General features: G+C 73.6%; 21 protein-coding genes and 3 pseudogenes. 14 read left to right on the top strand and 10 right to left on the bottom strand.

Features of this window, described 5'->3' with window-relative positions; translation table 11 throughout:
• The first annotated feature begins 237 nt into the window (after nt 1-237).
• The 4 genes from rpsA to M4D82_RS09005 all read left to right on the top strand — a co-directional run bounded on the left by rpsA (nt 238) and on the right by M4D82_RS09005 (nt 4,132).
• Nucleotides 238-1,752 carry a 30S ribosomal protein S1 gene (gene rpsA / locus M4D82_RS09020; protein ID WP_007263497.1) on the top strand — a complete coding sequence of 505 codons (1,515 nt, stop codon included), beginning with the start codon at nt 238-240 and terminating at the stop codon, nt 1,750-1,752.
• A gap of 239 nt (nt 1,753-1,991) precedes the next feature.
• On the top strand, nt 1,992-2,930 hold the full coding sequence (locus M4D82_RS09015) for a PAC2 family protein (RefSeq protein WP_249765537.1): 939 nt from the start codon (nt 1,992-1,994) through the stop codon (nt 2,928-2,930).
• 48 nt (nt 2,931-2,978) lie between these two features.
• Nucleotides 2,979-3,626 carry a dephospho-CoA kinase gene (gene coaE, locus M4D82_RS09010; RefSeq protein WP_249765536.1) on the top strand — a complete coding sequence of 216 codons (648 nt, stop codon included), beginning with the start codon at nt 2,979-2,981 and terminating at the stop codon, nt 3,624-3,626.
• 152 nt (nt 3,627-3,778) lie between these two features.
• Nucleotides 3,779-4,132, top strand: a complete 354-nt coding sequence (locus tag M4D82_RS09005; RefSeq protein ID WP_249771617.1) for a tetratricopeptide repeat protein — start codon at nt 3,779-3,781, stop codon at nt 4,130-4,132.
• 17 nt (nt 4,133-4,149) lie between these two features.
• On the opposite strand, the gene M4D82_RS09000 is transcribed toward M4D82_RS09005, so the two are convergent.
• The gene (locus tag M4D82_RS09000; protein WP_249765535.1) at nt 4,150-4,425 is read right to left on the bottom strand and encodes a DUF6343 family protein; all 276 of its coding nucleotides are present in this window, start codon (nt 4,423-4,425) and stop codon (nt 4,150-4,152) included.
• A gap of 103 nt (nt 4,426-4,528) precedes the next feature.
• Nucleotides 4,529-5,146, bottom strand: coding sequence for a hypothetical protein (locus tag M4D82_RS08995; protein WP_249765534.1), 618 nt, complete (start codon nt 5,144-5,146; stop codon nt 4,529-4,531).
• Between the two features lie 252 nt (nt 5,147-5,398).
• On the opposite strand from M4D82_RS08995, the pseudogene M4D82_RS08990 reads away from it, so the two are divergent.
• A pseudogene (locus M4D82_RS08990) lies at nt 5,399-8,265 on the top strand (SCO1167/SCO6262 family helicase).
• Nucleotides 8,262-9,469, top strand: a pseudogene (locus M4D82_RS08985) (SWIM zinc finger family protein). Before M4D82_RS08990 ends, M4D82_RS08985 begins: the two co-directional pseudogenes overlap by 4 nt.
• Here the strand turns inward: M4D82_RS08985 and M4D82_RS08980 are convergent.
• Nucleotides 9,459-10,034, bottom strand: a complete 576-nt coding sequence (locus M4D82_RS08980; RefSeq protein ID WP_249765533.1) for a 2-oxo-4-hydroxy-4-carboxy-5-ureidoimidazoline decarboxylase — start codon at nt 10,032-10,034, stop codon at nt 9,459-9,461. The pseudogene M4D82_RS08985 and the gene M4D82_RS08980 sit on opposite strands and share 11 nt — an antisense overlap.
• 129 nt (nt 10,035-10,163) lie before the next feature.
• Here M4D82_RS08980 and M4D82_RS08975 point away from each other — a divergent pair, with 129 nt between their 5' ends.
• Nucleotides 10,164-10,856 (top strand): chaplin, encoded by a 693-nt coding sequence (locus M4D82_RS08975; protein ID WP_249765532.1) that lies wholly within the window; start codon nt 10,164-10,166, stop codon nt 10,854-10,856.
• Here the strand turns inward: M4D82_RS08975 and M4D82_RS08970 are convergent.
• Nucleotides 10,853-11,538: pseudogene (locus M4D82_RS08970) on the bottom strand (DUF2293 domain-containing protein). The gene M4D82_RS08975 and the pseudogene M4D82_RS08970 overlap by 4 nt on opposite strands.
• A 140-nt stretch (nt 11,539-11,678) precedes the next feature.
• On the opposite strand from M4D82_RS08970, the gene M4D82_RS08965 reads away from it, so the two are divergent.
• Nucleotides 11,679-12,047, top strand: a complete 369-nt coding sequence (locus M4D82_RS08965; protein ID WP_249765531.1) for a cupin domain-containing protein — start codon at nt 11,679-11,681, stop codon at nt 12,045-12,047.
• 18 nt (nt 12,048-12,065) lie between these two features.
• Here M4D82_RS08965 and M4D82_RS08960 read toward each other — a convergent pair whose 3' ends face one another.
• Complete coding sequence (locus tag M4D82_RS08960; protein WP_249765530.1) at nt 12,066-13,511, bottom strand: WGR domain-containing protein; 1,446 nt, start codon at nt 13,509-13,511, stop codon at nt 12,066-12,068.
• Between the two features lie 124 nt (nt 13,512-13,635).
• Between M4D82_RS08960 and M4D82_RS08955 the strand changes: the two genes are divergently transcribed.
• Nucleotides 13,636-14,241 (top strand): nucleoside/nucleotide kinase family protein, encoded by a 606-nt coding sequence (locus tag M4D82_RS08955; RefSeq protein WP_249771615.1) that lies wholly within the window; start codon nt 13,636-13,638, stop codon nt 14,239-14,241.
• 41 nt (nt 14,242-14,282) lie between these two features.
• Here M4D82_RS08955 and M4D82_RS08950 read toward each other — a convergent pair whose 3' ends face one another.
• Together M4D82_RS08950 and M4D82_RS08945 are read right to left on the bottom strand one after the other, a co-directional pair.
• Nucleotides 14,283-15,221, bottom strand: a complete 939-nt coding sequence (locus M4D82_RS08950) for a carbohydrate kinase family protein (RefSeq protein ID WP_249765529.1) — start codon at nt 15,219-15,221, stop codon at nt 14,283-14,285.
• Entirely contained in the window at nt 15,218-16,150 is a 933-nt protein-coding gene (locus tag M4D82_RS08945) for a pseudouridine-5'-phosphate glycosidase (protein ID WP_249765528.1), read from the bottom strand. Before M4D82_RS08945 ends, M4D82_RS08950 begins: the two co-directional genes overlap by 4 nt.
• Before the next feature lie 82 nt (nt 16,151-16,232).
• Between M4D82_RS08945 and M4D82_RS08940 the strand changes: the two genes are divergently transcribed.
• Together M4D82_RS08940 and M4D82_RS08935 are read left to right on the top strand one after the other, a co-directional pair.
• Nucleotides 16,233-17,018, top strand: coding sequence for a class I SAM-dependent methyltransferase (locus tag M4D82_RS08940; RefSeq protein ID WP_249765527.1), 786 nt, complete (start codon nt 16,233-16,235; stop codon nt 17,016-17,018).
• A 73-nt stretch (nt 17,019-17,091) separates the two neighbouring features.
• A complete protein-coding gene (locus M4D82_RS08935; RefSeq protein WP_249765526.1) occupies nt 17,092-17,493 on the top strand; it encodes a cupin domain-containing protein in 402 nt (133 codons plus the stop codon).
• Here M4D82_RS08935 and M4D82_RS08930 read toward each other — a convergent pair.
• From M4D82_RS08930 to M4D82_RS08920, 3 genes are all read right to left on the bottom strand, one after another.
• A complete protein-coding gene (locus tag M4D82_RS08930) occupies nt 17,483-18,748 on the bottom strand; it encodes an MFS transporter (RefSeq protein ID WP_249771613.1) in 1,266 nt (421 codons plus the stop codon). The genes M4D82_RS08935 and M4D82_RS08930 overlap by 11 nt on opposite strands.
• A 542-nt stretch (nt 18,749-19,290) precedes the next feature.
• Nucleotides 19,291-19,854, bottom strand: a complete 564-nt coding sequence (locus tag M4D82_RS08925) for a methylated-DNA--[protein]-cysteine S-methyltransferase (RefSeq protein ID WP_249765525.1) — start codon at nt 19,852-19,854, stop codon at nt 19,291-19,293.
• A gap of 48 nt (nt 19,855-19,902) precedes the next feature.
• Nucleotides 19,903-20,826 (bottom strand): glycerophosphodiester phosphodiesterase, encoded by a 924-nt coding sequence (locus tag M4D82_RS08920; protein ID WP_249765524.1) that lies wholly within the window; start codon nt 20,824-20,826, stop codon nt 19,903-19,905.
• Nucleotides 20,827-21,026: 200 nt separating this feature from the next.
• Here M4D82_RS08920 and uvrB point away from each other — a divergent pair, with 200 nt between their 5' ends.
• The 3 genes from uvrB to M4D82_RS08905 all read left to right on the top strand — a co-directional run bounded on the left by uvrB (nt 21,027) and on the right by M4D82_RS08905 (nt 25,913).
• A complete protein-coding gene (uvrB, locus tag M4D82_RS08915; RefSeq protein WP_249765523.1) occupies nt 21,027-23,183 on the top strand; it encodes an excinuclease ABC subunit UvrB in 2,157 nt (718 codons plus the stop codon).
• A gap of 87 nt (nt 23,184-23,270) precedes the next feature.
• Nucleotides 23,271-23,849 (top strand): TerD family protein, encoded by a 579-nt coding sequence (locus tag M4D82_RS08910; protein ID WP_249765522.1) that lies wholly within the window; start codon nt 23,271-23,273, stop codon nt 23,847-23,849.
• Between the two features lie 69 nt (nt 23,850-23,918).
• Nucleotides 23,919-25,913, top strand: a complete 1,995-nt coding sequence (locus M4D82_RS08905) for a TerD family protein (protein WP_249765521.1) — start codon at nt 23,919-23,921, stop codon at nt 25,911-25,913.
• The last annotated feature ends 28 nt before the right edge of the window (nt 25,914-25,941 follow it).

Below are 25,941 nucleotides of genomic sequence, written 5' to 3'. Positions count from 1 at the left end.
TTCGCGCATTGACCCTGTCCGGCTGCCCCCGTATGCTACAAGTTGCGCTGCGAGCCTGTGCTCCTCAGACCTAGCAGGCTGCGCTTGCATCTGTTGATGTCCCCTCGGTTTTCGAGGCCCCTCCCCTTCGGGGATCAGGGCTTCTTTGGCTGTCCGGCTTCTTCGGCAGATGCCGATAAGGGCTCCCGGCGTAGCAGTACCTACGACTTTCTGTCCGTAACCGGAGCCCTTTCCCACATGACGAGCAGCACCGAGACCACCGCCACCACCCCTCCGCAGGTAGCGGTCAACGACATCGGTAACGCGGAAGCCTTCCTGGCCGCGATCGACGAGACGATCAAGTACTTCAACGACGGCGACATCGTCGACGGCGTCATCGTGAAGGTCGACCGGGACGAGGTCCTGCTCGACATCGGTTACAAGACGGAAGGCGTGATCCCGAGCCGCGAGCTCTCGATCAAGCACGACGTCGACCCGAACGAGGTCGTCAAGGTCGGCGACGAGATCGAGGCCCTGGTTCTCCAGAAGGAGGACAAGGAAGGCCGCCTGATCCTGTCCAAGAAGCGCGCTCAGTACGAGCGTGCCTGGGGCACGATCGAGAAGATCAAGGAAGAAGACGGCATCGTCACCGGTACCGTCATCGAGGTCGTCAAGGGTGGTCTCATCCTCGACATCGGCCTCCGCGGCTTCCTGCCGGCCTCTCTCGTCGAGATGCGCCGCGTCCGCGACCTCCAGCCCTACGTGGGCAAGGAGCTCGAGGCGAAGATCATCGAGCTGGACAAGAACCGCAACAACGTGGTCCTGTCCCGCCGTGCCTGGCTCGAGCAGACCCAGTCCGAGGTTCGTCAGACGTTCCTCACCACCCTGCAGAAGGGTCAGGTCCGCTCCGGCGTCGTCTCCTCGATCGTCAACTTCGGTGCCTTCGTGGACCTGGGTGGCGTCGACGGTCTCGTGCACGTCTCCGAGCTGTCCTGGAAGCACATCGACCACCCGTCCGAGGTCGTCGAGGTCGGTCAGGAAGTCACCGTCGAGGTCCTCGACGTGGACATGGACCGCGAGCGCGTCTCCCTGTCGCTGAAGGCGACGCAGGAGGACCCGTGGCAGCAGTTCGCCCGGACCCACCAGATCGGTCAGGTCGTCCCGGGTAAGGTCACCAAGCTGGTTCCGTTCGGTGCGTTCGTCCGCGTGGACGAGGGCATCGAGGGTCTGGTCCACATCTCCGAGCTGGCCGAGCGCCACGTGGAGATCCCGGAGCAGGTCGTCCAGGTCAACGACGAGATCTTCGTCAAGGTCATCGACATCGACCTGGAGCGTCGCCGGATCTCGCTGTCCCTCAAGCAGGCCAACGAGTCCTTCGGTGCCGACCCGGCGTCGGTCGAGTTCGACCCGACCCTGTACGGCATGGCCGCGTCCTACGACGACCAGGGCAACTACATCTACCCCGAGGGCTTCGACCCCGAGACCAACGACTGGCTCGAGGGCTACGAGACCCAGCGCGAGACGTGGGAGCGCCAGTACGCCGAGGCGCAGGTCCGCTTCGAGCAGCACCAGGCGCAGGTCATCAAGAGCCGCGAGGCCGACGAGGCCGCCGCTGCCGAGGGCGCTGCCGCCCCGGCCGCCGGTGGCAACGCCGGTGCGGGCGTCTCGGGTGGCTCCTACTCCTCCGAGGGTGCGGACGAGACCTCCGGCGCCCTGGCGTCCGACGAGGCCCTCGCCGCGCTCCGCGAGAAGCTGGCCGGCGGCCAGAGCTGATCGCAGCGCACGGCACGGGCTCCACGTCACGACGTGAGCTGAGCTGAGCTGAACGACGAGGCCCGTCCCCTTCGGGGGGCGGGCCTCGTCGCGTCAGCCCCCTTGCCCCCCTGCCCTACTGTCCTCTCCTCCGCCTGTCGCGACACGCCGAGTTCACGCGAATCGGGCCAACTGGGGAATGCTGCGGCCCCCTTGGGCGTTCTTCCCTGAGAACGCGCGGCGAGGGAGGAGTGGTGACGGTGCTTGATCCACAGGGTCTGTACGAATGGGACGCCAAGGGTCTGGCGGTGGCCGACCTGGCGCTGGCCCAGGACTCGGCCGGGTTGGTCATGCTCTACCACTTCGAGGGCTACATCGACGCGGGCGAGACCGGCGAGCAGATCGTCGAGCGACTCCTCGACACCCTGCCGCACCAGGTCGTCGCCCGCTTCGACGCCGACCGGCTGGTCGACTACCGGGCCCGCCGGCCGCTCCTGACCTTCCAGCGCGACCACTGGAGCGAGTTCGAGGAGCCGCGCCTGGAGGTGCGCCTCGTCCAGGACGCCACCGGCGCGCCGTTCCTGCTGCTCTCCGGCCCCGAGCCCGACGTCGAGTGGGAGCGCTTCGCGCTCGCCGTCCGGCAGATCGTCGAGCGGCTCGGCGTCCGGCTGTCGGTCAACTTCCACGGCATCCCCATGGGCGTGCCGCACACCCGGCCCGTCGGCATCACCCCGCACGGCAACCGCACCGACCTCATGCCCGGCCACCGCAGCCCGTTCGACGAGGCGCAGGTGCCCGGCAGCGCCGAGTCGCTGGTCGAGTTCCGGCTGAGCCAGTCCGGGCACGACGTGCTCGGCGTCGCGGCGCACGTGCCGCACTACGTCGCCCGCTCCGCGTACCCGGACGCCGCGCTGACCGCCCTGGAGGCGATCACCGCCGCGACCGGGCTGGTCCTGCCGGCGGTGGCGCACGCGCTGCGGACGGAGGCCCACCGGACGCAGACCGAGATCGACCGGCAGATCCGGGAGGGCGACGAGGAGCTGGTCAGCCTGGTCCAGGGGCTGGAGCACCAGTACGACGCCGCCGCCGGGGCCGAGACCCGGGGCAACATGATCGCCGAACCGGCCGAGATCCCCTCGGCGGACGAGATCGGGCGCGAGTTCGAGCGCTTCCTCGCGGAGCGTGAGGGCGAGGCGTAAGCCGTAGGGGGTGGCAGCGGCCGCATGACGGGCCCTAGTGTGCTGAGCATGTTGAAAGTGGGCCTGACGGGCGGAATCGGTGCCGGCAAGAGCGAGGTCTCGCGGCTGCTGGCGGGGTACGGGGCGGTCGTGGTGGACGCCGACCGGATCGCGCGGGAGGTCGTGGAGCCCGGCACGCCCGGCCTCGCGGCCGTCGTGGAGGCCTTCGGGGAGTCCGTCCTGACCGCCGACGGGCGACTGGACCGGCCCGCGCTCGGAGCGCTCGTGTTCGCCGACCCGGAGAAGCTGCGCACGCTCAACGCGATCGTGCACCCGCTGGTCGGAGCCCGTTCCGCCGAGCTGGAGGCGGCGGCGGGACCCGACGCCATCGTGGTGCACGACGTACCGTTGCTTACGGAGAACGGGCTCGCACCGCTGTACGACCTCGTCGTGGTCGTGGACGCGTCCCCGGGGACGCAGCTGGCCCGGCTGACCGCGCTGCGCGGCATGACCGAGGACGAGGCCCGCGCCCGGATGGCCGCGCAGGCCACGCGGGAACAGCGGCTGGCGGTGGCCACGCTCGTGATCGACAACGACGGCCCCCTGGAGGCGCTGGAGCCGCAGGTCCGCTCGGTGTGGCAGGAGCTGACCGCCCGCGCGGCCGCCGTCTCGGCGGCGAAGGCGGCAGGGACACCGGAGGCGGTCGACCCGGCGTAGGCGGCGTGGGCGTGCCCGGAGCCGCCGGAATAGCGGCCCTCGCGCCGGGCGTTGAAGTCGCGCCGAGAGGGAAGGAAGGCACTGTGTCCGACACCACGCCACCGTCCGAGCACCCGTCCGACTCCCCGGAGCCCCGACCGTCGTCGGGGTCGGTGAGCCCGGAGACGCACGTCATCGACTACCGGGCCGCCGAGCAGCTCCTCGCCGCCCGCGATCCGCGTGGCGCGGTCCGGCTGCTCGACTCCGTCATAGCCGCCCACCCCGAGAACACCGCGGCCCGGCTGCTGCGCGCACGGGCCTTCTTCGCGTCCGCGCAGCTGCGGGCGGCCGAGCTGGAATTCGAGCTGGTCCTGGAGCGGGAGCCGGACAACGCCTTCGCCCACTTCGCGCTCGGCCGCACGCACCAGCGCTCCGGCCGCGACGAGCGGGCCCGCCGGCACTTCCGGCTCGCCGCCGCCCTCGACCCGCAGCCCGAGTACGTGGCGGCGGCAGGCTTCGAGGACTGAGCGGCCCCCCCCGGAGGTCAGCGCGGGTGCGGGGGTCCCGGGTGCGGGGGCTCGTACGGAGGGATGTTCCGGCCCGGCTGGTAGTGCGGACCCTGGTGGATGTGCCGGACGACGACGGCCAGGTCCACGGCGGCCAGCACGAAGAGCGCCGCGCAGGCCGCCGCCCACCCGCCGCGGCCGACCACCGAGAACACGGCCGCGCCGGCGGCGGCCCAGATCATCCCCCACAGACTCAGCCAGAACCGCAGCCGCAGCGGACTACGGGCGGTCACCGGCTCGTTCCCGCTCCGCATGCCATCGCCCCCGTCCCGTGTCGAGGCCTTGATTCCATGCTGCCACGCGGGAGCGCCGGGGGTTCGGGTCAGGCCGGGGGTTCGGGTCAGGCCGTGGTTCGGGTCAGGGGTGCAGCTTGTTCACGGCCTTGGTGGTCGTCTGCTTGAAGGCGGGTACGGGGGCGTCGGTGAGGTGGCCCATCTGCCCCCAGTTCACGACGGTCACCGTGGAGCCGTCCCGGCCGATGCCGAAGAGGTGCACACCCGGCTCGGAGTCGGGGATCGAGGTGTCGACGCCGTAGACGTGCGCGCCCTCCTCGACGGACAGCTTCCCGTAGTCCTGCCAGGACGCCGTGCCGCCGGGCGTACGGCGCAGCCAGTCGGCGGCGCAGGCGGCGACCTTGCGCTCCAGCGTGCCGACGAGCTTGGCCGCGGCGGCGTCCGACGCGGAGCGCACCGAGATCTGGACGGCTCCGGCGTCGACGTCGGTCCCGAAGGCTCGGTGCCAACTGCCGGCCGCGGGCAGGACGCCCTCCAGGCAGAACGGCGTGTTTTCCGGCAGCCCTTTGGTGACCTTGCCCGCCTGCCAGGGGGAGGAAGGGTGCGGGGGCAGGTCGGTGCCGTTCAGGAATCGGGGCGCGGTGGCGGCCGCGGCGGTGGTCGAGGCGGTGAGGACGAGGGCGGCGGCCGCCGCGAGGACGGCGGTGGTGAGGGCGGAGGTGGTGGCGGTACCTCGGAACATGTGGTCTCCCCGTGTGAAAGCCGATGGGCATGGGCGCTCTGCCCACAGGCTTACCCCCTGCGGGGCGCGGGGCGACGGAGTGTGGCGGAATCGGGACATCGGGATGCCCGTGCGGCCCGCCGGTTGGGTCCGTAAGGCGGTATACGCACAGGTCAGCGGCGTTGTCGGTGGTGCCGCCTAGACTCGGCGGCAGTTGTCTTCGACTGGACGAGGCACCTGGATGAGGTACCTGGACGAGGGAAGGGGGACGACATGACCGCGCAGCCGCAGCCGCAGCCGCAGGCGCAGACGGAGCCGCATCCGTTGCTGCGTCGGGCCGCCGTGTTCCTTCCCGCCGCCGTTCCGCGCGAGGGGCGGGTCGCGTTCTGGAGCCCGGACGACGAGCCCCTTCCCGAGCCCCCGACCGAGCCGGGCCAGGCCCAGGCGCTCCAGGTGGTCCGGCCGGCGGGCGACGGGGTCCGGACCCTTACCGTGCCGGCCGTGAGCCTGTCCGTGGCCGAGGCGCTGCCGCTGCTCGCGCGGGCCGCCCGCAGCCGCGCCGCGCATCCCGCCACCCGGGCCTGGGGCACCGCCGCCGCCCAGGCGTTGGCGCTCGTGGCGCGGGGCCGCCTGCTGCCGGGGCTGACCCCGACGGCGTCGACGCCTGGCGTGCCGGGCCGCTCGACGCCGACGACGTCGGCTACCTGCGCGCCGTCGCCGCCGCCCTGCCGTACGAGGGGTACGCGACCCCGCTGCCCGGTCGCCGTCCGCTGACGCTGCCGGAGCCCGAGGCCCTGGTGCGGGCCTTCCTCGACGCCGTCGCCGACACCCTGCCCCGCACCCCGGCCGCGCCGGTGGCCGCCGGGCGGCCGTTCGCCGCGTGGGAGCCGCAGCGGGTGCCCGGGATACGGGAGTGGGCGGCGCAGGTCGCGGCGGGGGCGGATGCCGGGGTGGGGGTCTCGCTGCGGCTCGACCTCTCCTCGTTCCGCCTGTTCGACGAGGCCGAGCCGGAGGACGTCCGCCGCGCCGGGGCCGCCGTCGTCCAGGTGCACAGCCTCGCCGATCCGATGCTGGTCACCGACGCGGCGGCGTTGTGGGCGGGGACGGCCGCCGCCGGGTTCGGGCCCCGCGCCCGGGTCGACGCGGTGCTCGCGCTGCGCCGCGCCGCCCGGATCTGGCCTCCGCTGCTGCGCCTGCTCGACCAGCCGGTCCCGGACGCCCTGGCGCTGTCCGATCCGGAGTTGGAGGACCTGTTGGGCATCGCCGGGACCCGGCTGGCGGCGGCCGGGGTCCTGGTCCACTGGCCGCGCGAGTTGGCCCGTACTCTCTCCGCGACCGCCGTCGTACGCTCCACCGCGCCCGGATCCGCCACCGACGGCACCGCCTTCTTCGACACGGCCGGGCTCTTCTCCTTCTCCTGGGAGCTGGCGCTCGGCGAGGACCGGCTCACGCCGGGGGAGCTGGAGGCGCTCGCGCAGGCCCACCGGCCCCTCGTGCGGTTGCGCGACCAGTGGGTGCGGGTCGATCCGGAGCTGGTGCGCAAGGCCCGCAAGCGGGAGCTCGGGCTGCTGGACCCGGTCGACGCGCTGGCCACCGTCCTGACGGGGGCGGCCGAGGTGGACGGTGAGAGCGTGCCCGCCGTGCCGGTGGGGGCGTTGGCCGCGCTGCGGGACCGGCTGACCGGGGAGCCGGCCGCGATCGCGGCGCCGCCGGCGTTGCGGGCGACGCTGCGCGACTACCAACTGCGCGGGCTGGCCTGGCTGGACCTGATGACCTCGCTCGGTCTCGGCGGCTGCCTCGCCGACGACATGGGCCTCGGTAAGACCGTCACCCTGATCGCCCTGCACCTCCACCGTGCCCGACCCGAACCCACCCTCGTCGTCTGCCCCGCCTCCCTGCTGGGCAACTGGCAGCGGGAGATCGAGAAGTTCGCCCCGGGCACCCCCGTCCGCCGCTTCCACGGCGCCGACCGCACCCTCGAAGACGTCGACGGCGGCTTCGTCCTCACCACCTACGGCACCATGCGGGCGTCGGCCCCCCGACTGGCCGAGCAGAGTTGGGGCATGGTCGTCGCCGACGAGGCGCAGCACGTCAAGAACCCCCACTCCGCCACCGCGAAGGCGCTGCGCACGATCCCGAGCCCGGCCCGGGTGGCGCTCACCGGCACGCCGGTCGAGAACAACCTCTCCGAGCTGTGGGCGCTCCTCGACTGGACCACCCCGGGATTGTTGGGTCCGCTCACCACCTTCCGGGCCCGCCACGCCCGCCCGGTGGAGCACCAACAGCAGGAGGACGGGGGCAATGAGGCGGCGGTGGCCCGACTGGCGGCGCTCGTACGACCGTTCCTGCTGCGCCGCAAGAAGTCCGATCCGGGCATCGCGCCCGAACTGCCGCCGAAGACCGAGACCGACCATCCGGTGTCCCTCACCCGCGAACAGGTCTCCCTCTACCAGGCGGCCGTGGACGAGGCGATGGCCGTGATCGAGGGCAGCGAGGGCATCGAACGACGCGGCATGATCATGAAGTTGTTGGGCTCGCTGAAGCAGATCTGCAACCACCCGGCGCAGTACGTGCGTGGGGCGGGCGCGGTGGAGGAGGCCCGTATCGCGCACCGCTCGGGCAAGCTCTCCCTGCTGGACGAGTTGCTCGACACGATCCTGGCCGAGGACGGCTCCGTGCTGATCTTCACCCAGTACGTCACCATGGCCCGCATCCTGGAGAAACACCTCACCACGCGCGGCATCGCCACCCAACTCCTCCACGGCGGCACCCCCGTCCCGCGCCGCCAGGAACTCGTGGACCGCTTCCAGTCCGGCGAGGTCCCCGTCTTCCTGCTCTCCCTCAAAGCCGCCGGCACCGGCCTCAACCTCACCCGCGCCGGCCACGTCATCCACTACGACCGCTGGTGGAACCCCGCCGTCGAGGAACAGGCCACCGACCGCGCCTACCGCATCGGCCAGACCCAACCCGTGCAGGTCCACCGCATCATCGCCGAGGGCACCGTCGAGGACCGGATCGCCGAACTCCTGGAGGCGAAGCGGGCCTTGGCGGATGCCGTGCTGGGCTCCGGCGAGGCGGCGCTCACCGAGCTGACCGACCGCGAGCTGGCCGACCTCGTCTCCCTTCGGAGGCCCGCGTGATCACCGCTCGCGACGACCGCCGCCGCACCTTCGAGACCGTGCCCGCCGGGGACGGGGCCCAGACCTGGTGGGGCCGCGCCTGGGTCGCCGCGCTGGAGGAACGCGCGCACGATCCGGCCCGCCTCGCGCGCGGCAGGGCGTACGCCGTCGAGGGACACGTCGACGCGGTGACGATCACCCCCGGGCGGATCGTGGCCTACGTCCGGGGCAGCCGGCCCCGCCCGTACCGCACGGAGCTGGCCCTCGGCGTGTTCACCGACACCGAGTGGGACGCGCTCCTGGAGGCGGTGGCGGCGGACCCCGCCGTCCTCGGGGCGCTGCTGGAGCGGGAAGTGCCGCGTTCCCTCGCCGGGTCGGTCCTGCCCGGCGCGGGCGAGCCGGCGCCGCGCTGCTCCTGCCCGGACACCGGTCGGCCGCCCTGCAAGCATGCCGCCGCGCTCTGCTACCGCGCGGCCCGTCTGCTCGACGAGGACCCCTTCGTGGTGCTGTTGCTGCGGGGCCGGGGCGAGCGGGAACTCCTCGACGAACTGGCCCGGCGCAGCGCCGCGCACGCCGCCCGCGAACAGCCCGACCCCGCGCCGGACTTCCCCGGGGTGTCGGCCCGCGCCGCCGTGGCCCGTACGACCTTGCCCCACTGCCGGCGCCGCCGGCCGCGCCCGCCGTCGCGGGTGCGGCACCGGCCTGTCCGGCGGACCCGGCCGCGCCGGATCCGCTCGCCCTGGACCAGCTCGCGGCGGATGCCGCCGGCCGCGCGCTCACCCTGTTGACCACCGGGGTCGATCCGACGGGGGGCCTGACCCTGTGGCAGGACGCCGTCCGGCTGGCCTCCGCGCACCCGACGGCCGGGCTCACCGGCGCCGCCCGGTCCCTCTACCGCGATCTGGCCCGCGCCACCGGCCGCACCACCACGGACCTGGCGCGGGCCGCCGCGGCCTGGCGGCAGGGCGGCCTGCCCGCCCTGACCGTCCTCGACGAACCCTGGGATCCGCCGGCCGGCCCCTTCGACCGGGCCCGCCCGGCCCTTCTCGCCGCGGGTCAGGGCTCGTTCCGGCCCGAGCACAACCGCCTCACCGCCCGTGGCCGGCAGCTTCGGCTGAGCCGTGAGGGGCTCTGGTACGCCTACGAGTCCCGCCCGGACGGCGAGGACTGGTGGCCGACGCCCACCCCCGCCTCCCCGGACCCCCTCACCGCCCTCATGGGTTGAGGGCGGGCCGGGGATCGGGGCGGGGACCCGGACCGAGATCGGCCGCCCAGCCGGCGAGCGTCGCGAAGTCCCGTTCGCGCAGGCCGTGGCGGGGATGCACGCGCAGCAGCAGGGCCGGCGCCGGGTGATGGGCGGCGACCCAGGCGCGGTCGCGCGCCGTGATCATGTCGTCGACCCAGGCGAAGGGCCGGCCGGCCGCCCAGTCGAGGAGCGGCCGGGTCTTCCAGAACAGCCCGTCCGGGTCGCGGGCGAAGAGCTCCGGCCACTCCACCACCGGAAGGTCCTCGGGCAGCCCGATGTGCGGGGCGATCAGGGTGTTGGCCTCGTGCGTCCAGGCCGTGGCCCAGGCCAGTTCGAAGGGCAGCGCCAGAAGCCTGGCGCCGTGGGAGGGGTGGAGGCGCACCCGCGCGCCGCGCCGGGCGGCGCGGGAATCGGGGTCGCGGTAGGAGAGCCAGATCGTCGGGCGCATGCGGTGGCTCGTGTATCCGCGCAGACCGGCGAAGAGCGACCGGAAGGGGTTGAGCGGACCGTCCACGTCGAGCAGGAGCAGCGGTCGTTCAGTCATGAAGTAGGCAGTACCCAGTACACGATGGAGTGAAATGCCTACTGGCTCTATAACCCGAACGGGTTCAGGGCGTTGTCTCCGGTACGGGGCCGCGAGGCCCCCAAACCCCTCCGGAAGGCAGGAATCCTGATGCTTCAGAGTCGTCGGAACGGCTTGATCGCCGCGATGGTCGCGGGTGGCGGACTGGCGTTCGCGGGGGTCGGCGCCCTCGCGCACGCCGACGCGGACGCGGACGGGCGCACCGAGCGCTCCCCGGGGCTGCTCTCCGGGAACCTGGTACAGCTGCCCGTGCACGCCCCGGTCAACGTCTGCGGGAACACGGTCAGCGTGGTCGGCGTCCTCAACCCGGCGGCGGGCAACCGCTGTACCAACGGCACCGGGGACGGAGGCCATCCCGGGCCGAGGCCCTCGGATCCGTCGTCCCCCTCCTCCAAACCCGGGGGCGCCGGCGGTGGCGGCGCCGCCGCCGAGGGTCGCGGAAAGGATTCCCCCGGGCTGCTCTCCGGCAACGGCCTCCAGCTCCCCGTCGACCTGCCCGTGAACCTCAGCGGCAACTCGGTCAACGTCGTGGGCGTCGGGAACGGCTCCCACGGCAACACCTCGGTCAACGGCGAGACCCCCACCGGCGGCAAGCCGACCCAGCCGCGGCCGACCCCGCCGCCGGTCTCCCAGCAGCCCGTCACCCCGCCGGCGCCGCAGCCGCGGCCGCACACGTCGGCGCTCGCCAACACCGGCTCCGACGGCGTCGGCTACCTGCTGCCCGGCGGTGGCGCCCTGCTCCTCGGCGGGGCCCTCCTCTACCGCCGCTTCCGCCTCAACTAGGCGCTCCGGGCCTCCTGCTGGGCCTCCTGCCGGGGCTCCTCGCGCCAGCCGGCGAGGATCGCGTCGATCCGCTCCGCGAGGCGGGCACGGGCAGCGAAGCGGGGGACCCCGGCCATCAGTAGGGCGTCGTACTCCGTGTCGAGGTGGCGCACGGCCGCCCGTACCGCCACGGACACCGCCTGCTCGTCCAGGGCCCGGCCCGCCGCCGTACGCCCGACCCGGCCGCTGCCGCGCACCGACGCGTGCGCGGCGATGGCCTGCGCGCGCTCGGGCGGGCAGCCGGGAACAGGCGCAGGATCTCGGCGGCGAAGGCCGCCGTGAACCGGACGTCCTCGGCCGCGCGCCGCCGCCGGTCGCGCTCGCGGCGACGGGCCCGCGCCTCGGCGTCCGCCAGACAGGCCCGCTCGGCGCGGGCCAGCGCGGCGTCCTCGACCAACAGCCCCTGGCGTTCGTAGCGACGCCGGCGCTTGTGCAGGCGGACCACGACGGCGGAGAGCGAACTGGCCTCCCGGGCCCGGCGGGTGAGGGCCGCGTCACCGCGCGGCAGGTAGACGAGATGACCGAGGTCGGCGCAATCCAGGCAGCGGGGCACGCCCGCCTCGCGTACCAGATGGCGGAGCGGGCCGCGCCGGCACTCGGCGCAATGGATCGGCTTCCGCGACTCGAAAACGACGAGACTCATAGGGTGGTGATACCGCCGAACGATCCTCATATCACCTTGTCCGGACAGCTTGTCGGTCTTTCATCAAACCCGCCTGCACTTCGTGACGTCCTCCTACCGTGAGTTGGCTGGGCCGCGACGGGGCCCGTGGAGGAGGGCACATGGGCGGACGGCAGGCGATGGCACCGCGACCGAGAGCGACGGCGCCCTCGGACCTCATGGGTCGGGAAGTCGTCATAGAGGCCGGTGGCTGCACCGGTTGGCACTATCACCGGGTGCCGCTGATGGCCGTGGTCAAGTCCGGGGTCCTCACCCGGATCCTGGCCGACGGCGGCGTCGAGGTGCACACGGCGGGCGACACCTTCGTCGAACCCGCCGGCACCGACCACGTCCACCTCGGACGCAACACCGGCACCGAGCCGATCGTCCTCCTCGTCACCTGCGACCTCGCCGGGGACGCCCCCTTCGCCGTACCCGCCCCGCCCCCGCGCGGCACGCCCCCCTGCGGCTGCCCGGAGCACCGGCGCTGATCCGCCGGGGCGGCCCCGTCAGACCAGGCGGCGGATCTCCCCGCGCACCCGGTAGAAGCCGCCCGACGCGGGGTGCAGCCCGTCGACCACGTACCGCGCGCCCGGCTCCCGTATGCCGCGCGGGAACTGCACCTTCCAGGACGGCTCGAAGCCCTCCGACACCACCCGCACCCGCATCCGCCCGCCCTGCTGCACGCACTCGACGACCACACCGCCCGCCGGGACTGCCGACACGGACACCGTCGCCACCGCCGCGGCCGAGGCCGCCGGGGTGAACACCGGCAGCGCGGCCGCCGACTTCACGTCCATCACCGTCGGCACCGAACCCTGCTGCGCCGCCGCGATCGCCGCCTCGCTCGCGTCCACGCACACCAGCGAACCGTCGGTGGTGACCAGGTAGAGCCGCCCGTCCAGGTACTGCATCGACAGGGCCGAACCGCCGCCCGTACCCAGCTTCCACAGCCGGCGACCCTCCGCGTCGAAGCAGTACACCGACGACGAGGAGTCGCCCGCGAACACGTGCCGGCCGTCAGGCGACGTCGCGCACGAGTACACCGAGGCGTCGCACGGGTACGAGGCCTCGACCGCTCCCGTCGCCTTCGACAGGCGCTGCACGGTGTTGCGGGACGTGCCCGCGTACACGACGTGCTCCTCCTGCCAGCCGAACAGCACCGACCCGGGCGTCCGTGTGTGCCACAACTGGCGGGTGCCGTCCGCCGCGTACGCCGTCACGCCGCCGCTGTGGCCGTGGTAGACCGCGTCCTCGTCCGCCCGGACCATCCACGCGCCCGAGCCGTCGGACTTGCGCGACCACTGGTGCTCGTCCTCGTGGTCGATGACCGTCAGGCCGCCCCCGGCGTCGGAGACGTTCAGTACGCCCTCGTGGATGTCGAGCCAGTAGATGTCCACATCGGCCGCGATCGCGTACGCCCCGAACGGCACCTTCGACGACAGGTCGTACACGGTGCCGTCGTCACAGCCGGCGTAGATCCAGAACTCGTCCGCCACCAGGCACTTCACGCCCTCCGGCAGCGAATAGCGGGCCAGCACCTCGCCGGTGTGGCTCACCGTGTACACGTCTCCCGCCTGGTTGCCGACCCAGCAGCGGTCCTCGTCCACGTGAATGCCGAACGCCGGGGATCCGGTGCGAAAGCGCCACAGGACCGGGGCCACCGAACGCGCCGTCGACGGCGCGGACGTCACCTGGCGACGGGTCACCGACCGGGGCGCGCGCACGCCCTGGATCGCCGGCGCGTAGCCCTTGCGGACCTTCTCGCCGATCTTCTTCGCGGCCGCCGCGCGGGCCCGCTCGACCGTCGGGAACGAGGAGTTCTGGAGCTGACCGCTCGCACCGATGCGGCCGTAACGGACGGACACCGACGTGCCGTCGACCGTCACCTCGTAGAACTTGTGCGCCCCGCCGTCGTCCTGCGAGAGCTCCAGGTACGTCGTCTCCCGAGCCATGACAGACCCCTCCCCTGTGGTCGGGCCCCCGGCTCCTCGACGCCGGTGATCCCTCGTGAAAAACGTACGGGTGACCACTGACAATGGGCCCGTGAACAAGCTGGAACCGATCACCTGGCAGCGGATGGCCGCGCGGCTCGCCGAGCGGTACGGGGAGGGGGCGACCGGCGAGCCCCGTTGGTGGCGGGTGGGCATCGACGGAGCCCCCGCCGCCGGGACCGACGTCCTCGCGGGACACCTCGCGGAAGCCCTCCGGGAGCGCGGCCTGCCGGTGCTGGTCGTGGCCGTCGCGGGATTCCTGCGACCGGCTTCGCTGCGCTTCGAGTTCGGCCGGCAGGACGTCGATCAGTACCTGGGCGGCTGGTACGACACCGGCGCGCTGTGGCGCGAGGTGTTCGGCCCGACGGACCCGGGCGGCAGCGGCCGGGTCCTGCCCGACCTGTGGGACCCCGTACGGGACCGGGCCACCCGCAGCCCCTACGTCGAACTCCCGCCCGGCGGGGCGCTGATCGTGCACGGGCCGCTGCTGCTCGGGCAGTGGTTCCCGTTCGACCTCAGCGTGCACATCGGGGTCTCGGCCGGGGCGCTCGCGCGGCGCACGGCGGAATCGGAGCGGTGGACGCTGGAGGCGTTCGCCCGCTACGGGCGCGAGGTGGATCCGGCCGAGGCGGCGGACGTCCTGGTGAAGGCGGACGATCCGGCGCGCCCGGCGTGGTCGGGACCGAAGTGAGCGCCGGGGTGGGGCGGAAGGCGGCCCCACCCCGGCCGACCTCAGGGACGCCCACCCAGGTGGGCGACGGCGCGGGCCGCGGCCCGGCAGCCGGCGCGGGCGGCTTCCACCGGGTCGGCCCCCGCGAGACGGGCCGCGAGGAACCCGCCGGTGAAGGCGTCCCCCGCGCCCGTGGTGTCCACCGCCTCGGCGGGCTCCGCGTCCACCTCGGCGGTGATCCGGCCGTCCTCGGCGACGAGCGCCCCGCCCGTGCCCCGGGTGACCACCACCAGCGGCACGCGCCGGCTCAGCGCCACCGCCGCCCGCGTCACCCCGACCGACCCCGGCATCCCAGCCAGCAGCCGGGCCTCGTCCTCGTTCGGCAGCAGCACCCCGGCCCCCGCGACGGCGGCCATGAAACGCTCCGGCCCCAGCGTCGCGAGGAACCCCGCCGAGGCCGGGTCCACGCTGACCGGCACACCCCGCGTACGGGCCGCCCGTAACGCCACCAGGGCCAACGCGCGGCTGCTGTCGGCGAAGAACAGGTAGCCCGACAGGTGCAGGTGCGCGGCGTCGTCCAGCAGCGCGGGCACCCAGTCGGCGGGGCACAGACGCAGCGAGGCCCCGCTGTCGGTGAGGAAGGTCCGCTCCGCGTCGCCGTCGACCAGCGCCACCACCGTGCCCGTCGGCTCCGCCGGATCCACCACCAGCCGTGGCCGCACCCCCGCGTCGACGAGGGCCCGCTCGTGCCACCGCGCCGATTCGGAGCCCACGCGCGCGAGGAGGCGTACCTCCGCCGTGCCCGTACGGGCCGCCCAGCAGGCGGCGTTGGCGCCGGCGCCGCCCGGCAGGGTGCGGATGCGGGCCAGGGTGTCGGTCGCCGGGGCCAGGGGCCGCGGGTGCACCGCCACCACGTCCGTCACCACGTCGCCGACCACCAGCAGCGCCCCGCCCGCGCCCGTACCGCCCATGACCACCCCACCCATGGCCGCCCCGCTCATGCCCGAGCCGCCCAGGCCCCCGCGATCCTGGCCCCGAGCCGCACGTTGCCCCGTACCGCCGCCAGGTTCGCCTCCAGCGAGGCACCGGCGGTGGCGCGGGCCAGGAAGTCCAGCAGGAACGGGGTCACCGCCTGCCCCGTGATCCCGCGCTCCCGACACCGCGCGAGACCCTCCGCCAGCACCCGGTCGTGGAGTTGCGGATCCAACTGCTCCGATTCCGGCACCGGGTTGGCGACGATCAGCGCCGACTCCGGCCCGGCCAGGACGTCCTGGGCCGCCATCACCTCGGCGACCTCGTGCGGGCTGTCGACCGTCCAGTCCACCGGATGGCCGGAGTCCGTCAGGTAGAACCCCGGGAAGCGGCCCGTCCCGTAGCCGAGGATCCCTACACCGAGGGTTTCCAGGCGCTGGAGCGTGGCCGGAACGTCCAGGATCGACTTCACGCCCGCGCACACCACCGTGATCCGCGTCCGCGCGAGCAACGGGAGGTCGGCCGACTCGTCTTGGGAGCTGGTCCACTCCCGGTGGACGCCGCCCAGCCCGCCCGTGGCGAAGACCCGCAGCCCGGCGCGCGCGGCGAGGAAGGCCGTCGCCGAGACCGTCGTCGCCCCGCTCGCACCCGTGGCGAGCGCGGGCGCCAGATCCCGGTGACCCAGCTTGCGTACGCCCTCACCTGCGGCGATCCGCTCCAGACGGGCCTTGTCGAGGCCCGCGTACGCCACCCCGTCCAGGACCGCGATCGTGGCCGGAACGGCCCCCTCCGCCCGGACGAGCGCCTCCAGTTCGAGGCCCACCTCCAGATTGCGCGGACGGGGCAGGCCGTGCGCGATGATCGTCGACTCCAGGGCGACGACGGGCCGGTTCGCGGCCAGCGCCTCGCGTACCTCGTCCGACAGGACCGGGACCGCATGTGCTCTGTGCTGTGGCATGTCCCCATCCATGGCACGCGATTCCCGCCCCCAAACGCGCCGCCACCGCCCCGGCGCGAACCTGGCCGAGTAGCGTGCCCCCATGAACACGCGCGTTTTCTACGACGAACTCGCCGCCCGCTACGACCTCCTGTACGCGGATTGGGACGCGAGCATCGACCGGCAGGGTCGGGCCCTGGACACCCTCCTCACCACGGCGCTCGGCCGCGGCCCGCACACCGTGCTGGACAGTGCCTGCGGCATCGGCACCCAGGCCCTGGGCCTGTCCCGGCTGGGCCACCGGGTCACCGGCACCGACCTCAGCCCCGTCGCCACCGCCCGCGCCGCCGCCGAGGCGGCCGCCCGCGGACTCGACGTGAAGGTCGCCGCCGCCGACATGCGCGCCCTGCCGTTCCCCGACGCCTCCTTCGACGCCGTCGTCTGCGCCGACAACGCCCTCCCGCACCTGCTCACCGCCGAGGACGTGCGCGCCGCCCTGGCCGAATCCCGCCGGGTGCTGCGCCCCGGCGGCCTGCTGCTGCTCTCGACGCGCCCGTACGGCGAACTGCGCCGCTCCCGGCCCGCCAGTGAGGCGCCGCGCGTACGGACCGGGCCCGACGGGCGGACCATCACCTTCCAGTTGTGGCACTGGCACGAGGACGGCGAGCGCTACGACGTCGAGCTGTTCCAGCTGCTGCCGACGGGCGCCACCTGGGCCCCGTGCACCTCCACCACGACCTACTGGGCGCTGTCGGAGGCGCAGACCGCGCAGTTCGTACGGGAATCAGGCTTCGGCGAGCCGGTGTGGCACCCGGCGTCGGCCACCGGCTTCCACCAGCCCCTCCTCGGGGCCCGCCGGCCCCTGCCGCGCCCCCGCTCGACGGAATGACGGGTCCGCCGCGCCCGCGCTGGACGCTGTGATCACTCCGGGGCCCGGAAGGTCCGCACTAGGCTCACGCGCCATGAGCACCAGTGACCACGCCCCCGCCGCGCACGCCACCTCTCCGTCGGCCCCCGCCTCGTTCGCCGTGTCCGTCGCCGACTTCCCGGACGCGGAACTGCAGCGCGAGGAACTCGACCCGGCGCAGATCGTCTCCGGCGACCCGGTGGTGACGGGGAAGGTGCTGTGGGAGTCCGAGGACGGCTCGCAGATCCGGGGCATCTGGCAGATCACTCCCGGGGTGGTCACCGACACCGAGGCCGACGAGCTGTTCGTGGTCGTCAGCGGCCGGGCCACGATCGAGGTCGAGGGCGGGGCGACGCTGGAGGTGGGCCCGGGTTCCGCGTGCGTCCTGCGGGAGGGCGACAAGACCACGTGGACGGTCCACGAGACCCTCCGCAAGGCCTACCACATCAACTGCTGACGCCGTCCGCTCCGGCCCGCGCGGGCGATGCCGCGTGCCGGCGGCCCGTGAACAGGGCCAGCGCGGCCATCGGCAGGATCAGCGCGGCCCCGATCGCGTTGAGCCAGCCGTAGCCCGCGTGCGCCATGACCACTCCGGACGCCGCGCCGCCGACGCCGGCGGCCGTGTTCATCGTCAGGTCGCTCAGGCCCTGTACGGCGGCCCGCGCGGCCTGCGGCACCGAGTCGGTCAGCAGCGCCGAGCCGGAGACCAGGCCGGCCGACCAGCCGAGACCGAGCAGGAAGAGGCCGATCCCGCTCTGGGTGTGGTTGCCGTTCGCGGTGCCGGCGAGCAGCGCGGCGAGTGACAGCAGCCCCGCCGCGAGGCCGATCACCGACAGCCGGCCGAGCCGGTCGGCGAGCCAGCCCATGACGGGCGAGAAGGCGAACATCCCGGCGATGTGGCCGCTGATCACCAGCCCGACCAGCCGCAGGCCCGCGCCGTGGTGGCCGAGGTCGACCGGGGTCATCACCATGATCGAGACCATGGTGGTGTGGGACACGGCGACGGCGACCAGCGCGAGCCGGGCGCGCGGGGAGGCCTTGACGGCGGCGAGGCCGGCGCGCAGCGAGTGGCCCTGGCGGGCCGGGTTCCCGGGTGCGGCCAGCGCCCTGGCCGTCAGCAGCGGGTCCGGGCGCAGGAAGACGGCGATCAGCGTGCCGGTGAGGACGAAGACCCCGCCGGCCCACACGAAGGGGCCCGCCGTCTGGGGTATGGCCGTGCCGGCGAAGCTGTCGCTCGCGGGCGCGGACAGGTTGGGGCCGAGGACCGCCCCGATGGTCGCGGCCCAGACGACCACCGAAATGGCGCGGGCCCGCCGGTCGGGGGCCGCGAGGTCGGCGGCGGCGAAGCGGGCCTGGAGATTGGCGGAGGAGGCGGCGCCGAAGGCGGCCATGCCGAGCATGAGCAGCGGGAAGCTTTTGATCGAGGCGGCCACGACGACGAGGCCGGCGCCGAGGGTGGCGATGGCGTAGGCCAGGACGAGGCCGGGCCGGCGCCCGCGCGCGGTCATCAGGGCGGCCAGGGGGAGCGAGACCAGGGCCGTGCCGATCACGGCGGCCGTGGAGGCGAGCCCGGACAGGGACTCGGTGCCGCTGATCTCGGTGGCCAGGACGGGGGCCAGCGCGATGCTGATCGGCACGCCGAGCCCGCCGAGCATCTGGCTCGCGATCAGCACGCCGGATATTCGACGCCGCAGCCGATGCAGGTCCCCCACGCTGGCCCCACCCTCGACCGCGCCGCCCTCGGCTGCGCCGCCCTTGGCCGGGCCGTCCTGCGACGTGGCGTCCGGCCCGGCGGAGGCGTCTCGTGCGGGCGTCACCGCCGACACCCCGGGCGCGTGAGCACGACGAGTGGGGACGTGGCGGGGCCGAAGCCGGCGGAAGTGTTCACCGCCGCAGTGTCCCACCGCCCCCGCCCCACCGAAACCGGGTATGGCCCCCGCACGAAGCCGTGCGGTCCGAGGCCGTGCGGCTCGGCGCGCGCCGGTTCCCCGGCGACGGCCCCTCCCGAACCCCGGAGGTCCGGCCCGAGGGCGCTGCCGGCGAGCCGGCCGCTCCGCCCGGCGCGACCCGGTCCGGGGACGGGCGGGGCCGGGTGGCGGCCGGGTGCGGCCCGTGGCCGTGCGGGGGCCTCCGACCTGGCGGCGACGGGCGGGCGGCCGGGTGCGGCCCGGTCCGGGACCGCAGGGGATCGTCCGGCCGCGACGCCGTACGGGACCGGCCCGGCGCGACCCGGTCCGGGACCGTCCGGGGTTGGTCAGAACAGGGGCTGTGGGAGGACTCCCTCCAGGGCCAGCAGGGTGCGCTTCGTTTCCACGCCGCCGCCGAAGCCGCCGATGCCGCCGTCGTTCTCCACGACGCGGTGGCAGGCGACGACCAGCGGCAGCGGGTTCGAGCCCATCGCGTTGCCCACGGCCTGGGCCGCGCCCGGCTGACCGGCGCGGGCGGCCAGCTCCCCGTACCCGACCACCGACCCGTACGGCACCGACCGGTCCAGTTCCTGAAGCACCTGCCGGTTGAAGCCGGAGCTGAGGCGCCAGTCCAGCGGCAGGTCGAAGCGCCGCAGCGTCCCGCCGAAGTACGCGGCGAGCTGCCGTATCGGCTCGGCGAGCAGCACCTCCTCACCCGGCGCCGGCCGCCACGCGTCGGCGCCGAGGCGCGAGACCAGCGCGCCGATCAACGCGTCGACCCGGTCCGGCCCGGCGTGGAACTCCACCCGGACCAGACCCTCGGGGGTCGCGGCCAGGAGGAGGGGACCGATGTCGCTCGTGACGACGGTCCATTCGAGGTGCGGCCCGCGCGGCCGCTCGGTGCTGTCCACCCGTCCACCGTAAGCCGCCCCACTGACACCCCCGCCCCGTGCCCGCGCTCAGAGTCCGTTCACCGCACCGCGCACGACGTCAGGGGCGTTCGTGATGATCCCGTCCACCCCCATCGCCTGGACCTTCCGCGCGGTGGCCGCGTCGTCCACGATCCAGGTGTCCACCTCCATGGCCTTGCCGTGCGCCCCGCGCAGGCCGTGCACCGCCGCGACCCAGTCGGCGGAGATCGTCGTGTGCCACGGGTTGATGCGGTCGGTGAACTCGGCGTAGCGCGGCAGGTCGGCCACGGGCGGCGTGCCGAGGAAGGCCGTCACCACGTCGGGCCGCAGCCGGTGCACGATCTTGACCGAGTCGGCGCTGAAGCTCTGCACCACCAGCCGGTCCGCGACGTGCCGCTCGTCCAACCAGCCCAGCTCCTCCAACAGCCTCAGGGTCTGCTCCTCGATCCCGGGGTAGAGCTCCGGCTTCTTGATCTCCAGCAGCAGCTTCTGCCGGTTGCCCCGCACCTGCGCCATGTACTCCCGCAGCGTCGGCACGTGCGCGCCCGCGTACTCGCCGTCACCGAACCACGCGCCCGCGTCCAGCCGCGCGATCTCCGCCGCGGTGAAGTCCGCGACCCGCCACGGCCGGCGGTCGGGGAAGACCTGCTCGACGTCCGTCGTGCGGGACAGCGTGTCGTCGTGGATGACGACCAGCTCCCCGTCCTTGGTCCGCTGCACGTCGTTCTCCACCCAGTCGAAGCCCAGCCACATGGCCCGGTCGACCGCTTCGAGGGTGTTCTCGGGGGCGTACGCCGAAGCCCCCCGGTGGGCGTAGACGACGGGTACCAGGACATCGGCGCCCCGAGTGCCCGCAGCGGGCGCGGTGGGGCCGGGGATCGGGGCGGCGGACACGGACCCCCCGCCCAGTACGGTGAGGGTGAGGCCCAGGAACGCGGCGGTGGCCGCGGCGGCGGGTCGGACGACGTACATGTGCGTTCTCCTCGGGTCGTGAGCCCTGCTGCTGCCTCAAACGGGAGCGGAGCGCCTGACGTTGCGGCGTCGCACCCGAAGGGCGCCGGCGGGGGACGCGTCACGGCGATCATGGGCTTGAAGATCACCACGCCGCCACCGAACTACGACAAACGGACCAGACCGTGCCCACTGTCGGTGGGGAGCCGTACGGTGGACCCATGCGGCCCGTATCGAAGATCGAACGAACGGTGGCGCCTTTCGAGGTCGTCAGCCCCTACCAGCCCAGCGGCGACCAGCCGGCGGCCATCGCCGAGCTGGAGAAGCGCATCAGCGCGGGGGAGAAGGACGTCGTCCTGCTCGGTGCGACCGGCACCGGCAAGTCGGCCACGACGGCCTGGATGATCGAGAAGCTCCAGCGCCCCACGCTGGTGATGGCGCCGAACAAGACCCTCGCCGCCCAACTGGCGAACGAGTTCCGCGAGCTCCTGCCGAACAACGCGGTCGAGTACTTCGTCTCGTACTACGACTACTACCAGCCCGAGGCCTACGTCCCGCAGTCGGACACCTACATCGAGAAGGACTCCTCGATCAACGAGGAGGTGGAGCGGCTGCGCCACTCCGCGACCAACTCGCTCCTCACCCGGCGCGACGTGATCGTCGTCGCCTCCGTGTCCTGCATCTACGGCCTCGGCACCCCGCAGGAGTACGTCGACCGGATGGTGCCCCTCAAGGTCGGCGAGGAGATCGACCGGGACCAGCTGCTGCGCCGCTTCGTCGACATCCAGTACACGCGCAACGACGTGGCCTTCACCCGGGGCACCTTCCGGGTGCGCGGCGACACGATCGAGATCTTCCCGGTCTACGAGGAACTGGCCGTCCGCATCGAGATGTTCGGTGACGAGATCGAGGCCCTGTCCACGCTGCACCCGCTCACCGGCGAGGTCATCAGCGAGGACCGCGAGCTGTACGTCTTCCCCGCCAGCCACTACGTCGCCGGCCCCGAGCGCATGGAGAAGGCGATCAACGGCATCGAGGCCGAGCTCGCCCAGCGCCTCGCGGAGCTGGAGAAGCAGGGCAAGATGCTGGAGGCCCAGCGGCTGCGCATGCGCACGACCTACGACCTGGAGATGATGCGCCAGATCGGCTCCTGCTCCGGCATCGAGAACTACTCGCTGCACATGGACGGCCGCGAGCGCGGCTCCGCGCCCAACACCCTCATCGACTACTTCCCCGAGGACTTCCTCCTCGTCATCGACGAGTCGCACGTCACCGTCCCGCAGATCGGCGCCATGTACGAGGGCGACGCCTCGCGCAAGCGGACCCTGGTCGACCACGGCTTCCGGCTGCCGTCGGCGCTGGACAACCGCCCGCTGAAGTGGGAGGAGTTCCAGAAGCGGATCGGTCAGACCGTCTACCTGTCGGCCACCCCCGGCCAGTACGAGCTGTCGCGCTCCGACGGCTTCGTCGAGCAGATCATCCGCCCCACCGGCCTCGTCGACCCGGAGGTCGTCGTCAAGCCCACCGAGGGCCAGATCGACGACCTGGTGCACGAGATCCGGCAGCGTGTCGAGAAGGACGAGCGGGTCCTCGTCACCACCCTCACCAAGAAGATGGCCGAGGACCTCACCGACTACTTCCTGGAGCTCGGCATCCAGGTCCGCTACCTGCACAGCGACGTGGACACCCTGCGCCGCATCGAGCTGCTGCGCGAGCTGCGCGCCGGCGAGTACGACGTCCTCGTCGGCATCAACCTGCTGCGCGAGGGCCTCGACCTGCCCGAGGTCTCCCTCGTCGCGATCCTCGACGCGGACAAGGAGGGCTTCCTGCGTTCGGGGACCTCCCTCATCCAGACCATCGGCCGCGCCGCGCGCAACGTGTCCGGCCAGGTCCACATGTACGCGGACCGGATCACACCGGCGATGGAGAAGGCCATCGAGGAGACCAACCGGCGCCGAGAGAAGCAGGTCGCCTACAACACCGCCAACGGCATCGACCCGCAGCCGCTGCGCAAGAAGATCAACGACATCGTCGCCACCCTCGCCCGCGAGGAGTTGGACACCGAGGAACTGCTCGCCACCGGCTACCGGCAGGGCAAGGACGGCACGGGCCCCAAGACCCCGGTGCCCGTGCTCGGCGCCGCGGCGGCGAAGGGCGCCAAGGGCGCCAAGGGCGCGAAGGGCGGCAAGGGGGCCGGGGCGGGCGTCGCGGTCACCGACCGGCCCGCCGCGGAACTGGCCGCGCTCATCGAGCAGATGACGGAACGGATGCGGGGCGCGGCGGCCGAGCTGCAGTTCGAGGTCGCGGCCCGGATCCGGGACGAGGTCGGTGAGTTGAAGAAGGAGCTGCGACAGATGAAGGAAGCGGGCCTCGCCTGACCGGGAGGCGGTCAGTAGGGTTGGATCCAGCCGCAGGAACACGCTGCGCGCCCACATCGGGGGCGGGCCATGGAGAGGGGACACCGCGTGACGGTCAACATGACCAAGGGTCAGGCCATCAGTCTGCAGAAGGCGGACGGCGGCACGCTGACCGCTGTCCGGATGGGCCTGGGCTGGCAGGCGGCCAAGCGCCGCGGCCTGTTCGGCTCGCGGACCCGGGAGATCGACCTGGACGCGTCGGCGGTGCTCTTCGCCGACAAGCAGCCCGTGGACGTGGTGTTCTTCCGCCACCTGCAGAGCGACGACGGCTCGGTGCGGCACACCGGTGACAACCTCGTCGGCGGCGTCGGCCAGGGCGGGGACGACGAGGCCATCCTCGTCGACCTCCAGCGCGTACCGGTCCACATCGACCAGATCGTCTTCACGGTGAACTCGTTCACCGGCCAGACGTTCCAGGAGGTGCAGAACGCGTTCTGCCGCATCGTCGACGAGACCAACGGCCAGGAACTGGCCCGCTACACCCTCGACGGCGGCGGCCAGTACACGGCGCAGATCATGGCGAAGGTGTCCCGCGCGGGCGCCGGCTGGAAGATGACGGCCCTCGGCAACCCGGCCAACGGCAAGACCTTCCAGGACCTGATGCCGGCGATCCTGCCGCACCTGTAACAGCACCACAGCACCACAGCACGACAGCACACGGAACAAGAGAAGAAGGCACGGGGGAGGGGCTGCACGATGACGGCCGAACTGGTCCGGGGGCAGAACCACCCCGTGTCCCACAGCCGGGTGGAGATCAGGGTCTCGGCGGGCACGGCCGTGCTCGCCGTGGCCACGCTGGCGGACGAGCGGGGCCGGTTCACCGGTCCCGCCGTCCTGGCCCACCCGGGCGCCCCCGCCCTGCCCGGCCTGCGGGTGCCGGTGGGGGCCGGCGACCGGCACACCGTCGCCGTCGACCTCGACGCCGTCGCGGCGGACGTCCACCGCGTCGGCGTCCACCTCGTCCTGCCGCCCGGCGGGGCGCCCCGCTTCGGCGCGGTCCCCGCCCCGCACATAGCGGTGGCGGGCGAGGGCGGCGCCGAGTTCGCCGGCTTCACCGTCACCGGCCTCGACCCCGAGACGGCCGTCGTCGCCCTGGAGCTCTACCGCCGCCAGGGCGCCTGGAAGGTCCGCGCCGTCGGCCAGGGGTACGCCGACGGGCTCGGCGCGCTGCTCACCGACGGCGGGCTCGCCGCGCCCCGGGCCCGGGAACTGGCGTCCGCGGCGCTGGTCGGCGTACCGGGCGGCGACACCACCGCGCCCGCGCGCCCCACCGTCCCCGCGCCCACCGTTCCGCGCGGCCTGCGCGCCCGCAGGACACGCCGCAGGACACCCCGCCCGCCCCGACCCAGCCCCAGGCGCCGGACCCGATCCCCGTCTCCGGGACCCCGTACGCGGGCACGCCCGGCCCGGCGCCCGCCCACCGCCCGCGCCCCGGCCGGGACACCGTCGCGGGCCCGCCCACCATCGACTACGCGCACCCGCGCCGCCGCCGTACCAGCGCCGAGCCCCCGAGCCCGCCCGCGCCCGGCGCCGCCCGCCGCACCGGGGGAGCACGCGCGGCCCGTCGCCGGCGACGCGAGCGGCTGGTCCATGGACGAGCGGCTCTACAACCAGGTCTGGGGCATGTTCGAGGACCTGGCCCGGACCGTCGCCGCCTACCGCAGCGCCGTCGAGTTCGCCGACAACCGCCTCGACCGGGAGCTCGACGAGGCCCTGTCCGACCCCCGCCACCGCCTCGGCGGCTCGGGCGACACCGCCCGCGACACCGCCCGTGCCCGCCGCGAGGAGCTGGTGGAGCGGGCACGGGCCGTCCTCGACCGGGACCTCGTCCAGCTCACCGCCGAGTGCGAGGTCGTCGAGCCCGCGCTGCCGGCGGCGTACGCCCGCTGGGACAACCCCGTCTGGCACGCCCGCGGCGCCGATCCCGAGGAAGGCCCGCTGGCGCTGCGCCTGGGCGACCTGACCCTGCCCGAGCGGCCCGACCTGCGGATCCCGATGCTGATGCGGCTCCCGCTGGAGAGGGGCCTGTGGATCGACAACGGCCGCACCGGTTCCGAAGCCGCCATGGCCATGGACACCGACCGGCTGCGACGGGCCGCGATGGACATGGCCGTCGCCCACGCCGCACGCCTGCTGGCCGTCCACCCCGCCGACCGGTTCTCGGTCCACGTCATCGACGCCGCCGGCGCGGGGGCCGCCGCCCTCGCCCCCCTGGTGAACTCCCGGGTGCTCGCCGCACCGCCCGCCACGGGCGCCGCCGGCGTCACACGGACCCTGGAGACGCTGACCCGGCGCGTGGACCTCGTACAGATGGCGCTGCGCGCCGGCGCCCCGGACGAGCTGCCCGCCGACGTGGACCGCGCCGAGCAGCTGCTGATCGTGCACGACTTCCCGCACGGCTTCGACGACCGGGCCGTCACGCGGCTGCGCTACCTGGCCGACGAGGGCCCGGCGGTCGGCGTGCACCTGCTGATGGTCGCGGACCGCGACGAGGCGTCGGCGTACGGGCCGCTGCTCGACCCGCTGTGGCGGTCGCTGCTGCGGCTGTCGCCGGTGCCGGACAACCACCTCGCCGACCCGTGGGTGCAGCACGCCTGGACCTTCACGCCCGACCTCCCGCCGCGCGGCAGCCTGGTCCTGGAGCAGGCGCTGGAGCGCGTCGCGGCGGCCCGCCGCGCGGGGGGCCGGTGAGCGGCGTCGACGACCTGTGCCTGACCGG

It is taken from the genome of Streptomyces sp. RerS4 (genome assembly GCF_023515955.1).
Classification (GTDB): domain Bacteria; phylum Actinomycetota; class Actinomycetes; order Streptomycetales; family Streptomycetaceae; genus Streptomyces.
Note: the sequence above shows the minus strand (reverse complement) of the source record. Positions and strands in the feature narration are given on the sequence as shown.

Coding starts and splice junctions, on each gene's coding strand:
- rpsA (WP_007263497.1), top strand. CDS start 238: ATGACGAGCAGCACCGAGACCACCGCCACCACCCCTCCGCAGGTAGCG.
- coaE (WP_249765536.1), top strand. CDS start 2,979: ATGTTGAAAGTGGGCCTGACGGGCGGAATCGGTGCCGGCAAGAGCGAG.
- M4D82_RS09000 (WP_249765535.1), bottom strand. CDS start 4,425: ATGCGGAGCGGGAACGAGCCGGTGACCGCCCGTAGTCCGCTGCGGCTG.
- M4D82_RS08995 (WP_249765534.1), bottom strand. CDS start 5,146: ATGTTCCGAGGTACCGCCACCACCTCCGCCCTCACCACCGCCGTCCTC.
- M4D82_RS08980 (WP_249765533.1), bottom strand. CDS start 10,034: ATGACTGAACGACCGCTGCTCCTGCTCGACGTGGACGGTCCGCTCAAC.
- M4D82_RS08975 (WP_249765532.1), top strand. CDS start 10,164: ATGCTTCAGAGTCGTCGGAACGGCTTGATCGCCGCGATGGTCGCGGGT.
- M4D82_RS08965 (WP_249765531.1), top strand. CDS start 11,679: ATGGGCGGACGGCAGGCGATGGCACCGCGACCGAGAGCGACGGCGCCC.
- M4D82_RS08960 (WP_249765530.1), bottom strand. CDS start 13,511: ATGGCTCGGGAGACGACGTACCTGGAGCTCTCGCAGGACGACGGCGGG.
- M4D82_RS08955 (WP_249771615.1), top strand. CDS start 13,636: ATGGCCGCGCGGCTCGCCGAGCGGTACGGGGAGGGGGCGACCGGCGAG.
- M4D82_RS08950 (WP_249765529.1), bottom strand. CDS start 15,221: ATGAGCGGGGCGGCCATGGGTGGGGTGGTCATGGGCGGTACGGGCGCG.
- M4D82_RS08945 (WP_249765528.1), bottom strand. CDS start 16,150: ATGCCACAGCACAGAGCACATGCGGTCCCGGTCCTGTCGGACGAGGTA.
- M4D82_RS08940 (WP_249765527.1), top strand. CDS start 16,233: ATGAACACGCGCGTTTTCTACGACGAACTCGCCGCCCGCTACGACCTC.
- M4D82_RS08935 (WP_249765526.1), top strand. CDS start 17,092: ATGAGCACCAGTGACCACGCCCCCGCCGCGCACGCCACCTCTCCGTCG.
- M4D82_RS08920 (WP_249765524.1), bottom strand. CDS start 20,826: ATGTACGTCGTCCGACCCGCCGCCGCGGCCACCGCCGCGTTCCTGGGC.
- uvrB (WP_249765523.1), top strand. CDS start 21,027: ATGCGGCCCGTATCGAAGATCGAACGAACGGTGGCGCCTTTCGAGGTC.
- M4D82_RS08905 (WP_249765521.1), top strand. CDS start 23,919: ATGACGGCCGAACTGGTCCGGGGGCAGAACCACCCCGTGTCCCACAGC.